Origin of the sequence: Clostridium luticellarii, assembly GCF_002995845.1 — a bacterium.
In the GTDB taxonomy this organism is placed as follows: domain Bacteria; phylum Bacillota; class Clostridia; order Clostridiales; family Clostridiaceae; genus Clostridium_B; species Clostridium_B luticellarii.
Genome location: NZ_PVXP01000011.1, coordinates 68,137 through 80,897, shown reverse-complemented (window position 1 = coordinate 80,897; position 12,761 = coordinate 68,137). Strand labels below are relative to the sequence as shown.

10 protein-coding genes are annotated in these 12,761 nt (G+C 35.6%); 8 read left to right on the top strand and 2 right to left on the bottom strand.

Annotated features, from left to right (window positions below; genetic code table 11):
* Positions 1-247: 247 nt before the first annotated feature.
* Entirely contained in the window at positions 248-433 is a 186-nt protein-coding gene (locus tag CLLU_RS06055; RefSeq protein ID WP_106008668.1) for a ferritin family protein, read from the bottom strand.
* Positions 434-640: 207 nt separating this feature from the next.
* On the opposite strand from CLLU_RS06055, the gene hcp reads away from it, so the two are divergent.
* The 8 genes from hcp to CLLU_RS06015 all read left to right on the top strand — a co-directional run bounded on the left by hcp (position 641) and on the right by CLLU_RS06015 (position 11,997).
* Positions 641-2,293: a hydroxylamine reductase gene (gene hcp / locus CLLU_RS06050; RefSeq protein WP_106008667.1), complete on the top strand. Its 1,653-nt coding sequence runs from the start codon at positions 641-643 to the stop codon at positions 2,291-2,293.
* Positions 2,294-2,497: 204 nt separating this feature from the next.
* Complete coding sequence (locus tag CLLU_RS06045) at positions 2,498-5,809, top strand: DEAD/DEAH box helicase family protein (RefSeq protein ID WP_106008666.1); 3,312 nt, start codon at positions 2,498-2,500, stop codon at positions 5,807-5,809.
* 19 nt (positions 5,810-5,828) lie between these two features.
* Positions 5,829-7,337 (top strand): type I restriction-modification system subunit M, encoded by a 1,509-nt coding sequence (locus CLLU_RS06040; RefSeq protein WP_106008665.1) that lies wholly within the window; start codon positions 5,829-5,831, stop codon positions 7,335-7,337.
* A complete protein-coding gene (locus tag CLLU_RS06035; protein WP_106008664.1) occupies positions 7,327-8,610 on the top strand; it encodes a restriction endonuclease subunit S in 1,284 nt (427 codons plus the stop codon). The genes CLLU_RS06040 and CLLU_RS06035 overlap by 11 nt, the downstream gene beginning before the upstream one ends.
* A 138-nt stretch (positions 8,611-8,748) precedes the next feature.
* Positions 8,749-9,777 carry an AAA family ATPase gene (locus CLLU_RS06030; protein ID WP_146127593.1) on the top strand — a complete coding sequence of 343 codons (1,029 nt, stop codon included), beginning with the start codon at positions 8,749-8,751 and terminating at the stop codon, positions 9,775-9,777.
* 125 nt (positions 9,778-9,902) lie between these two features.
* Complete coding sequence (locus CLLU_RS18680; protein ID WP_106008662.1) at positions 9,903-10,289, top strand: hypothetical protein; 387 nt, start codon at positions 9,903-9,905, stop codon at positions 10,287-10,289.
* A gap of 89 nt (positions 10,290-10,378) precedes the next feature.
* Complete coding sequence (xerA, locus tag CLLU_RS06020) at positions 10,379-11,368, top strand: site-specific tyrosine recombinase/integron integrase (protein ID WP_106008661.1); 990 nt, start codon at positions 10,379-10,381, stop codon at positions 11,366-11,368.
* 44 nt (positions 11,369-11,412) lie between these two features.
* Positions 11,413-11,997: a restriction endonuclease subunit S gene (locus tag CLLU_RS06015; RefSeq protein WP_242977501.1), complete on the top strand. Its 585-nt coding sequence runs from the start codon at positions 11,413-11,415 to the stop codon at positions 11,995-11,997.
* Between the two features lie 77 nt (positions 11,998-12,074).
* Here the strand turns inward: CLLU_RS06015 and CLLU_RS06010 are convergent, their stop codons facing one another.
* Complete coding sequence (locus CLLU_RS06010) at positions 12,075-12,515, bottom strand: hypothetical protein (RefSeq protein ID WP_106008660.1); 441 nt, start codon at positions 12,513-12,515, stop codon at positions 12,075-12,077.
* Between the last annotated feature and the right edge of the window lie 246 nt (positions 12,516-12,761).

Genomic DNA, 12,761 nt, shown 5'->3' with positions numbered 1-12,761 from the left:
TTACAGTATTTATTAAATTAGTATGTTTGAAAAATTTTGTTAATTATTTTTCACTTCTATTATAACATAGGTTATATATCAAAATATGTCGAAAAAAGGATGACATTTTAATGATATCTTCTAATTTATAACTAGAAAGTAGGAGGGAGAAGTAATGTAAGTCAGCAAATTCATTATTAATTGATTACTTTATACATGATTTTAAGGGGTAAATTTAGAGGAGGAAAATAAAATAATTATTTTCCTCCTACTTGATTTTTTTTAATAAATTTTGCAGGGTCTGTGCATGATAAGCCGATTTTTCTGCAAAACTTTTGAATATTTCATTGATCTCTTTATTGTCTATTCTATCTGAGTATTGCTGGTAGTCTCTTACATTCTGCTGTTCATCCAGGAGCTTTTTCTTTAATATGTCTTCTGTTGTCAGATTCATTTTACCCTTCCTTTCTCTTTATATATTCTGTAATATAGAAGATTTTATTCACATAAACGGAAAAAAGCGTCTTTAGGCTCATCTAGTATTGAGCAGTTTACATATGAATAGTTTTATATATAAATAGTTAAAATAAAAAGTGAAAAAGTAAACAGTAAATTACTTTATCAGGTGAAACAGGAATATTATTGTAAAGGAGAGGTATATATGGAAAATTCCATGTTCTGCTACCAGTGCGAGCAGACTGCGGGAGGCAAGGGGTGCACAAAAAGCGGTGTCTGCGGAAAAACACCGGAAATTGCAAATTTACAGGATTTATTGATATATCAGCTGAAGGGAATCTCCAGTTATGCGAAACCCCTTATTGAACGGGGAAAGTCTGTTGACAAGGAGATAGTGAAATTTGTTGAAAATGCTCTGTTTACAACATTGACAAATGTTAATTTTGATGCTGAAGTCCATGTAAGGTTATTAAAAAAGTCACAAAAAGTGAAGGAGTCTTTAAGAGCTCAGGCACCGGAAGGGCAGTATCCGGATGCGGCCGCATATAACCTGAGTGATACTAGGGAAATGATGCTGAAGGATTCGGTGAAGGCAGGCATTATGTATGATCAGAATCTTGATGCGGATATTCGTTCATTGAGATCCACTATATTGTATGGATTGAAGGGCATAAGTGCCTATGGACATCAGGCAAGATTTCTGGGATACAGTAATGAACAGGTTGACAATATTTATTTTTTAGGACTGGAAGCTACCACAAATGACAATTTAACTCTTGAAGATATGATACGCATGACCATGAGAGTCGGGGATATGGCTGTACAGGTAATGAAGACTCTGGATGAAGCCAATACTTCCACTTATAAAGATCCTTCACCTCATAAAGTGAATGTCAATATCAAAAAAGGTCCATTTATCATAGTGTCCGGACATGATTTGAAGGATCTGGAAATGCTCCTCAAACAGACGGAGGGCAAGGGAATTAATATTTACACCCATGGAGAAATGCTGCCTGCAAATGGGTATCCGGAACTGAAAAAATACAAACATCTGGTTGGAAATTTTGGATCTGCGTGGCAAAATCAGCAAAAAGAATTTGATGGAATTCCAGGATGTATTTTAATGACTACAAATTGTATGATGAGGCCAAGAGAAACTTACAAGGACAGGATATTTTCAACAGGTGTTGTAGGCTGGGATGGAGTAAAGCATATACCGGTTTTGGAAGACGGAACCAAGGATTTTAGTGAGATAATAGATAAGGCACTGGAACTGGGAGGATTTAAAAAAGATGAAGATGAAAAACAGATACTGGTGGGCTTTGGGCATCATGCAGCATTGTCCCATGCTGAAGATATAGTGGGTGCAGTCAAGGAGGGAAAGATAAGGCATTTCTTTCTGATAGGGGGATGCGATGGAGCAAGACCTGGAAGAAGTTATTATACCGATTTTGCCAAAATGGTACCCAAAGACTGTATAATTCTCACCCTGGCCTGTGGTAAATACAGATTCAATAAATTAGACTTTGGAACAGTATCCGGACTGCCAAGACTGCTGGATGTAGGGCAGTGCAATGATGCTTATTCGGCAGTGAGGATAGCCACCGGACTTGCAGATGCTTTTGAAACAGATGTGAACAGTCTGCCTCTTACCATTGTACTTTCCTGGTATGAACAAAAAGCTGTAGCTGATTTACTGGCACTTTTGTCTCTGGGAATAAAAGGCATATACTTAGGCCCAAGTCTGCCGGCATTCATATCTCCAAACGTGCTGCAATATCTGGTGGACACTTTTGATATCAGACCCATAAGTACTCCGGAGGATGATTTAAAGACTTCGCTAAAGCAGGCAAAATAGAATTTTGAGATTTACATGAAAACAATGCTTCCTGTGTTAAAATTGAAATATCATGGGAGGTATTTTTATTATGAAAAAAAATAAAGATCTTTATGGAGCCATATGAATAATCAAGATGAAAAAAAGAAATTTTTAGTATATAATTTAGATGTATACAAATAAACTGGACAGGTTGTTAAACCACAAACTGAGGGGATGGGGTATATGTCTAATTTTTTATTCTTGGATAGGAAATGGCCTGTGTTGGCCAAACTTGGGGTTCAGGCGGAAAGCTATCTTCATGTGGATAGCAATGCCACAATGCTGAAAATGCGCATGTTTGGAGAGAAGATAATTGATTATATATTGGTAATGTACAAGATAGATGCAGGAAGGTTTGCCACACAGAATGATAAGATCAAACTTTTGAGAACTACAAATATAAATAAGGCCATTCCGGATTTATTTGATATAGTGAGAAGATTTGGTAATAGAGCAAGTCATGCTGGATATGAAAACAAAAAGGATGCGCTGGAGTGCTTGATTTCCATGTACAAAATATCTGCCTGGTTTTATATCAGGGTTACAAAGGATATGTCGATCAGGCCGCTGACCTACAGAATACCAAAGCCTTCACAGGCTGATAATGGAATTTACAATATAGAGGCCTATGCCGAAGAAAAAGAAAAAATAAAAGAAGAACATACCAAGGAGGTAGCATCTGTAAAGAAACAGACAGCTGAATTGATTCAAACTGAAAAAGACAAAAAAATACAGAAGGAAATTGAAAGTACTCTGGATTTCAATGAGGCTCAGACAAGAAAGAAGCTTATTGACATAATGCTGAAGGATGCAGGCTGGAATGTAAAGGACAGTGATTTGGTGAAAATTGAGCTGCCCTTGAAGGATCATAAGGGGAAAGGAAAGACAGGTTATGCGGATTATGTGCTTTTCAGTAAAGTACACAAGCCTCTTGCAGTGGTGGAGGCCAAGAAAACTTCCGCGGATCCCATAATTGGAAGACAGCAGGCCGTGGAATATGCAGACAGCATTGAGAGGATATACAAGGTACGTCCTATAGTTTTCTATACCAATGGATATGAGATATACATATGGGATGACAAGTACAGTGAGCCAAGACAAATCTGGGGATTTTATACTCTTGAGGATTTGGAAAAGCTGTTTTTCAGGCATAAGTACAGGAAAGACTTGAATAAAATTCAGATAGATAAGAACATAGCCGGGAGACCCTATCAAATAGAAGGTATCAAGAGAGTTTATGAAAGGTACCAGAGCGGAAGGAGAAAAGCTCTGCTGGTGATGGCCACAGGTACTGGAAAGACCAGGACGGTAATTGCCCTGACTAAGGGGCTTATGGAAGCAAAATGGGTTGAGAGGGTTTTGTTTTTGGCAGATAGGGACGAACTTGTAAAGCAGGCTAAAGAGGACAAGAACAGTTTCAAAACTTTCATGCCGGAGGAGATATCCTGCAGATTTACCGGGAAAAATTCGGACAACAGGGAAGCCACCTTGTATTTTTCAACTTATCAGACTATGATAAATTACTACAGACAGTTCAGTGTGGGGTTCTTTGATCTTGTAATATGCGACGAATCCCATAGAAGTGTCTACAAGGTTTACAGGGATATTCTGGAATGCTTTGATTCACGTATAATAGGGCTCACAGCTACGCCGGTGGATTTTATCGAGAGGAATACCTTTAGTCTGTTCAGCTGTGACAATGGAGATCCTACCTTTAATTTTCCCATTGAAGAGGCCTGGAACCATGTACCGCCTTATTTAATAGAGCCCAGGGTGATAGATGCCACTACGGATTTTTTAAGAAAAGGCATAAAGTACAATGAAATGACGGAAGAGCAGAGACAGCAGGTAGAGGAAGAGGGCTATGACGGTGATGAAATAAACTATGACAAGAAAGAACTGGAGAAAAAAATTACCAACAAGGATACCAACAGATATATACTGAAAACTCTGATGGAACAGGGTATAAAAGTGGGGGATTATATAGGCAAAACCATAATATTTGCCAAGAACAAGAAACATGCCAACCTTCTGGATTCACTGTTCAATGAGCTCTATCCGCAGTACAAGGGCAAGCTTACTGCAGTAATTTATTCCGACATAAAGGATAAATCCATTTTGATTGAAAAATTCAAGAATGAAGATTTTCCAAGGGTGGTCATATCTGTGGATCTCCTTGATACTGGCATAGATGTGCCTGAAATTGTCAACCTGGTTTTTGCAAAGCCTGTTTATTCCAAGGTAAAATTCTGGCAGATGATAGGAAGAGGAACTAGAAGGTGTGAAAATCTCTTTGAAGAAGGACAGGATAAAAGTGAATTTGCCATTTTTGACTGTTACAAGAACTTTGAATTCTTTGAAATGCATGTAAAAGGATACGAGCCAAGGCTCCAGAAAACTTCTGTTCAGGTGAGATTTGAAATTATGTGCAGGCTTCTGGAAAAATTCAAGGAGAGCAGGAAGATGGATATATGCACTGCCTTTGCAGCCAAATTAAGGGCAGACATAGAGCAGCTGCCCAAGGACAGTATAGAGATTAAAAAGAATAGAAAAAGAATAGAACAGGCGTTAAAGAAAGAGTACTGGAATAATTTGAGCGGGGGCTTTATCAAAAAATTGAAGCTGGAAATTGCACCACTGACCAAATGGATAGAGAGCAGTGATGATCCGGCGGCAGTGGGCTTTGACAACTCTATCTACAGAATTATGTTATGCAACCTTTCCGGCAATAGGGAAAATCTCATAGAAGAGATAAACAGCACCATAAAAAAACTTTCAAAGCTTAAATTAAATCTGAATCAATTCGAGGGCAGAAGGGAACTTGTAAAATCACTGCTGAAGCCTTCAGGCTGGAAGGATCTGAGCTATGAGAGGCTGGAAAAAATAAGGCTGGATGTGAGAGAGCTTGTGAAATACAAAGGTGTTGGTGATAACCCCTTTGTAATACTGGATGTTAAAGATACAGGTCAGGTGACCAAGGAAATCAGTGGTGGTTCAGTACTTTACGGAGGCAATATGGAGCCCTATGAAAAGAGAGTAAAGCTTGCCATAGAAAATAAGCTTAAGGATCAAATTGTAATTCACAAGATCAGAAAAGGCGAGAAATTGTCCGAGAAGGAAATTCAGAGCATATATTCCATATTCAGCGATGATTTTGTGTACAGCATTGACGAGCTCTCCGGCAAAACGGATATTGACCGTGAAGATATAATTGGCATAATAAGAAAATTTGTGGGTGTAGATGAAGCTGAACTGAATAAGAGGTTTGAAGAGTTCATTCAGAAACACCACAGTAAAATGAATTCCACACAGATAAAAACTCTGGAGATAATAAAGAATGATATTGCCAAGCACTGCGGGATATCTATTGCAGCACTATTTGCAGAACCCTACACCAATTTCAATCAAAATGGTGTAGAAGGCATATTCGGCAAAATGACCGATGAGGTATTTAATGAATTAATTGAACCTTTTAGGGCATCATATATTTCTTAACAGGAAAGGGACGAGATAAATGTTAAACAGTGAGACAAAGAGTAAAATTGATAAACTATGGAATAATTTCTGGTCGGGAGGCATATCCAATCCTCTGACTGTAATAGAGCAGATATCCTACCTTCTGTTTATAAAGAGACTGGATGATATTGACAGTGCAAATGAGAAAATGGACAACAGGCTTAGAAGATCCCATACTTCAATATTCCCGGAGGAGCTGATGAAGTGGAGCAGATTCAAGCGCCTGGATGTAAATGAGATGTTTAATATAGTATCACAAAAGGTATTTCCCTTTATAAAAAATATGGGAGGCAAGGACTCCAGCTTTACTGCGGAGATGAAGGATGCGGTGTTCATGATACCCAAGCCCTCCCTGCTCCAGGAATCCGTAAGAATCATAGATGGAATAAACATGGAGGATACGGATACAAAAGGGGATCTATACGAATATCTGTTGTCCAAGCTTTCGGTATCAGGAGTGAATGGCCAGTTCAGGACTCCAAGGCATATTATAAGGATGATGGTGGAATTGATGGACCCTGTAGCAGAAGAGAAAATATGTGATCCGGCCTGCGGAACAGCTGGATTTCTTGTAGGTTCCCTGGAATACATACTGGAAAAATACACAAGGCCGGAAAGTGTGTTTACAGATGAAGATGGAATTGTCCACAAGAGAATTGGTGACATGATGGAAAGCGGGGAATGGGAACATTTCAGGACTTCCATGTTTTACGGCTTTGATTTTGATCCCTCCATGGTGCGAATAGCTTCCATGAACCTAATGCTCCACAGCATAGAAAACCCTAATGTAGCTCAGAGCGACAGCTTATCCAAGAGATATGAGGAGGAAAACAAATATACACTGGTCCTGGCAAATCCACCTTTTAAGGGCAGTATAGACAAGGGAGATATAAGCAAGTCACTGGCCAGGGGTGCAGGAACTACGAAGACGGAACTGCTGTTTATAAGGCTCATAAACAGGATACTGGATTTGGGAGGCAGGTGTGCGGTGATAGTGCCGGACGGAGTACTGTTCGGCTCAACTAAGGCCCACAGGGAAATCAGAAAAAACCTGGTAGAAAACAATGCACTGGAAGGAGTTATATCCATGCCTTCGGGAGTATTCAAACCCTATGCAGGAGTTTCCACAGCTGTGCTCATGTTCACAAAAGGCGGCGAGACGGACAGGGTGTGGTTTTACGACATGACAGCAGACGGTTTTTCACTGGATGACAAGAGAAATCCTATAGATGACAGCGACATACCGAATATCATAAAAAGCTGGAAAAAAGTAAAAGCAGACAGAACTGTTGAACCGAACAAAGATGACAGGTGGTTCTGGGTGAAAAAAGAGGAAATTGCAGATAATGATTACGATTTGTCCATAAACAGGTACAAGGAAATAGAATATGAAGAAGTTGAATATGAAAAGCCCCAGGTGATATTGGAGAAAATTGAAGCTCTGGAAAAGGAAATATTAAAGGATGTAGCTGAGTTAAAGGGAATGGTGAAACAGCATGAAGAATAGGAAACTGCCTGAAGGGTGGAAAGTTGAAAAATTAGATACACTATGTGTAGATAAATTTGCTGGAGATTGGGGTTCAAATGATGAAGAAAAAAAAGGTGTATTTGTAATAAGGACAACTAATTTTACTGATGATGGTAATCTTAACTTTAATGATGTAGTTACTAGATGTATAGACGATAAAGTTATAAAAAAGAAAAGGTTACAATTTGGAGATATAATTCTTGAAAAATCGGGAGGAAGTGATAATCAGCCAGTAGGAAGAGTTGTATATTTTAATAAAACTGATGGTATATATATGTGTAATAATTTTACCCATGTGTTGAGAATAAATAAAGAAAAGGCAGTACCCAAATATGTTATGTATTTTTTGTTGGATATACATAAAAAAGGTATAACGAAGTATTTTCAAAATAAAACTACAGGGATAAGAAACTTACAGATGAAAAGATATTTTAAACTAGGCATTGAGTTACCACCTTTAGAAATTCAAAAGAAAATAGTCCAGGCACTGGAAAAAGCTGAAGATGCTTTAAAAAAGAAAAAGGAATCCATCAGACTTTTGGATGAATTAGTCAAATCGAGATTTATAGAGATGTTTGGGGATCCAACGAGCAATCCGAAAAGCTGGAATAAGGACACTATAGGAAGTGTTGTAAAAAGTATAACAGCGGGGTGGAGTGCTAATGGTGAAGTAAGAGAAAGAAGAGAAGGGGAAAAAGCTGTTTTAAAGGTTAGTGCTGTGACACAAGGTTATTTCAAATCAGATGAATATAAAGTAATAAGTGATGACACAGATATTAAAAAGTATGTTTTCCCTGAAAAAGGTGATTTGTTATTTAGTAGAGCGAATACACGTGAAATGGTGGGTGCAACTTGTATTATTCATAATGATTATCCTGATTTATTACTTCCTGATAAATTATGGAAGGTATTGTTTGTTGATAGAGTGAATGTGTTTTATATGAAATATGTATTAAGTGAACCAACTATAAGAGCAGAATTTTCTGCAAAATCAACAGGAACAAGTGGTTCTATGTATAATGTATCAATGGATAAGTTTAAGAAAATTTGTATACCAATACCACCATTAGAGTTTCAAAATAAATTTGCCGACTTCGTAAAGCAGGTCGACAAATTGAAATTTGAAATGGAGAAGAGTTTAAAAAAATTGGAGGACAATTTTAATTCTTTGATGCAAAAGGCCTTTAATGGAGAACTGGAATTCAATTCACAGTTCACAATGGACAATTCACAATTAAAAATGGGTAAGTAACAATCTATAGTGGACTTTTTATTGTGATATTCAAATTAAAGACTTTGTAGATCTTCTGTTTATTTTAAACAGGTAAATTATGGGGTATAATATAAAAAGAGATAAATACCTTACGGAGTGATAAGGAGAGATATAATTGTGGGTATTGAAAGTATTGAATTGAGGAATTTTACTGTTTTCAAAAATTTTAAAGTTAATTTTTCGAAAGGTATAAATATAATAACGGGGGAAAACGGGACGGGTAAAACACAATTACTTAAAGCAATTTACGCAGATACTCAAATCTCCAAAAGTAAAAATATAGATGATATTTCAAAATATTTTAAGTCCGCTAATGTTAATGATGCTTTTTTTGTTAAACAGCTTAAACCGTTGTTTTTGGAAGTGAAAGCTTCAAATGTCAGCAATAAATCAGATAAACATTATTTAATGGGGAAATTGAATTCTAATATTAATGGCAGAATTTCAACGTTTGGAAGTGATGGTCAATGTTCATATGAGATATCATATCCATCTAAAGAAATCAATTGTGTATTTATTCCGGCAAAAGATATGCTTACCCATTCAAAGGGTCTTGTATCAATGGCTGATAAATTTTATGAATTTCCATTTGATAAAACATTGATTGATATTGTAAAAATAGCAGCTCAATGGCAGCTAAAAGAACCTCCCAAGATTGCATTAAAGATACTGCCGATTCTTGAAAAGATGATGGGCGGCAAGGTTGTCATTGAAAATGAGGAATTTTATGTGAAAAAAGATAATGGAGATATGGTTAATTTTGCAGTTGAAGCAGAGGGATTAAAGAAAATAGGATTGTTATGGCAGCTTCTGATGAATGAAAATATAACGGAGGATAGCATTCTCTTATGGGATGAGCCTGAAGCCAATATAAATCCTAAATTTATTCCGGATTTAGTGGAAGTATTAATTGAACTGCAGAAAAATGGCGTTCAAATTTTCCTCACCACGCATAATTATATTTTTGCAAAATATTTTGAAGTTAAGCGTTCTGAAAATGATGAAATCATGTATTACTCATTATACAAAACTAACTATGGTGTAAAATGTGAAAATAACAGCAGCTTTACGGACTTAAAAAATAACAGTATAATGGATACCTTTATTCAATTGTATAAGGATGAAGTTGAGAGGGCTATGGAATAATGGTGCAAATAGAAGAATCAAATATGATTTTTGGTGATTTTGAAAAAGATAAGATATTTAAAATTGAAAAATCTAAGCTGTATAATAAAATTTGAAGTGGAATAAAAGTTGTAGAGTTTATATTTTTGAAAAATGAAAATGAGCTTGACTTTATTGAAGCAAAATCGAGTTCATCAAGGCCGACAAAAGAGAATTATATACGTTTTAATGAATTTATAGATGAAATTTCAGATAAATTTATACATTCCTTTAATTTGTTTTATTCGGCTATTTTAAAAAGAAATAAAGATTACGGAGAGCTCAGCAGTAACTTTTTTGAATTGGATAATAGTAGAGTAAAGTTAAAATTTATTCTCGTTATTAGAGGGCATGAGATAGAATGGCTGTTACCTATATCAGATGCATTGAAAAAGAAATTGTCATACCAGAATACTATATGGAGAAGCGAAGTTATAGTAATGAACGACAGCATTGCCAATAGATATGATTTGGTTAAGAATATTGTAAAATAGCATTTTTAGCTAAATTATTCTGCAAGTAGTATAATAATGCAGTTAATGGCAATATACCATAATATATTAAAGACTGGGAGTTGAAAATTATGGTAGAAAAGCTTGCTGTTGAAATTGAACAGAAAATGATGAATTTACTTGATAATATGCAGATGGAGGAGCTTCATAAGGTTCTGATGGAAAAATTACAGAATGCAGTTTTTATAGATGGGGACAGAAGAGAGAATTTGAAAAACCAGGAAGCAGATTACTGCAGCATGTTTATCTGTGCAAAACGGATAGAGGGATGTTCGGAAAAATCCATCAAGTACTATAGATCAACTATAGGTAATATGCTGAAAGCATTGGATAAGCCGGTTAAGCATATTACAACGGAGGATTTAAGGCAGTACTTGGCAGAATATTATAATAGGAGCAATTGCGGCAAGGTGAGTATTGACAATATCAGGAGAATTTTATCCTCATTCTTTTCCTGGCTTGAAGATGAAAATTATATTATAAAGAGTCCTGTAAGGCGGATTCATAAAATAAGAACTGGAAAGGTTATAAAAGAGATATATACAGACGAGAATTTGGAAATAATGCGTGATAATTGTAAGGAAATTCGTGATCTTGCAATTATCGATCTGCTGAACTCTACTGGAATGCGTGTTGGAGAACTGGTAAAATTGGATATTGATGATATAGATTTTAACGAGAGAGAATGTATTGTGGAGGGGAAAGGTGACAAGCAGAGGAGAGTCTATTTTGATGCAAGGTCAAAAATACATCTGCAAAATTATCTCAACAGCAGAGTTGATGGTAATAAGGCATTATTTGTATCATTGATAGAACCGTACAACAGGCTGAATATCAGCGGTGTTGAAATTAGAATGAGAGCCTTGGGAAGAAAGCTCAATATCAACAAGGTACATCCACATAAGTTCAGAAGAACACTTGCAACAAGGGCTATTGACAAGGGAATGCCCATAGAGCAGGTGCAGCACCTTTTAGGACATCAGAAAATAGATACCACACTTCAATATGCAATGGTAAATCAAAATAACGTCAAGATTTCACATAGAAAGTATATTGGATAATTTTTTATATTAATTATATATTTTACAAATCGAGATTTATAGAGATGTTTGGGGATCCAACGAGCAATCCGAAAAGCTGGAATAAGGACACTATAGGAAGTGTTGTAAAAAGTATAACAGCGGGGTGGAGTGCTAATGGTGAAGTAAGAGAAAGAAGAGAAGGGGAAAAAGCTGTTTTAAAGGTTAGTGCTGTGACACAAGGTTATTTCAAATCAGATGAATATAAAGTAATAAGTGATGACACAGATATTAAAAAGTATGTTTTCCCTGAAAAAGGTGATTTGTTATTTAGTAGAGCGAATACACGTGAAATGGTGGGTGCAACTTGTATTATTCATAATGATTATCCTGATTTATTACTTCCTGATAAATTATGGAAGGTATTGTTTGTTGATAGAGTGAATGTGTTTTATATGAAATATGTATTAAGTGAACCAACTATAAGAGCAGAATTTTCTGCAAAATCAACAGGAACAAGTGGTTCTATGTATAATGTATCAATGGATAAGTTTAAGAAAATTTGTATACCAATACCACCATTAGAGTTTCAAAATAAATTTGCCGACTTCGTAAAGCAGGTCGACAAATTGAAATTTGAAATGAAGAAAAGCTTGAAAAATGAGTTATAATTATGAATTAACTAACGATACAGATATTGGCAAAGAAACAACCCTCTTCAAAAGCAGCATTGGGATGTCATTACTATTTAATATCTATAAATACTGTCTAAAAACCTGGATAAGGGAGATATGGAAACAGTATCTTCTACATTTACAGATAAAATTCCATTGATATCTATTGAATTTACAGCTACATCCACATTTCCACTATAGCCTTTTTCAAAATAGCCCAATAAATAGATCTCATGTTCATTATCTTTCTTATCAAAATAATATATTATCATGTTGCCTTCATCAAACTTCTTGGAGGGTATTAAATTCATTGTATATTTACTATGCGCGGCAATGGTTCTGATTTCTATATTCTTATTGAATGCATTGGATTTAATTTTTAATCCGTTTATTTGTTTGGATGTAGTATTGTTTATAGTTATTTTAATATATGGTTGTAGAAAATCATGAATTAAATATACCGATATTAGGAAAACAGTTATTATTATGATATATATAAATTTGTTTTTTGGCATAAATGCTCCTCCTTGGGTTAATTTTGATGCAGATTATTACCATTTTGCTAAACAGCATTATGGTCAATTTGCTAAAATATATCCATTAGTTTATTATATATTTATAATTTCTGTGAAAGGAATATATGATGAAATTAGCTTAAGATAAACAATGAAATAAGAAAAAACCTGGATTTGAAATAGTAAAATATTATGGAAAAAGCAATGTCTATGAAGAGGTTAAAGCCTATATGAAAAATTTTTGAA

What these genes read in the sequence shown, in the direction of transcription:
- CLLU_RS06040 (WP_106008665.1), top strand. Translation starts at nt 5,829, where the DNA reads ATGTTAAACAGTGAGACAAAGAGTAAAATTGATAAACTATGGAATAAT.
- CLLU_RS06055 (WP_106008668.1), bottom strand. Translation starts at nt 433, where the DNA reads ATGAATCTGACAACAGAAGACATATTAAAGAAAAAGCTCCTGGATGAA.
- CLLU_RS06015 (WP_242977501.1), top strand. Translation starts at nt 11,413, where the DNA reads ATGTTTGGGGATCCAACGAGCAATCCGAAAAGCTGGAATAAGGACACT.
- hcp (WP_106008667.1), top strand. Translation starts at nt 641, where the DNA reads ATGGAAAATTCCATGTTCTGCTACCAGTGCGAGCAGACTGCGGGAGGC.
- CLLU_RS06035 (WP_106008664.1), top strand. Translation starts at nt 7,327, where the DNA reads ATGAAGAATAGGAAACTGCCTGAAGGGTGGAAAGTTGAAAAATTAGAT.
- CLLU_RS06045 (WP_106008666.1), top strand. Translation starts at nt 2,498, where the DNA reads ATGTCTAATTTTTTATTCTTGGATAGGAAATGGCCTGTGTTGGCCAAA.
- CLLU_RS06010 (WP_106008660.1), bottom strand. Translation starts at nt 12,515, where the DNA reads ATGCCAAAAAACAAATTTATATATATCATAATAATAACTGTTTTCCTA.
- xerA (WP_106008661.1), top strand. Translation starts at nt 10,379, where the DNA reads ATGGTAGAAAAGCTTGCTGTTGAAATTGAACAGAAAATGATGAATTTA.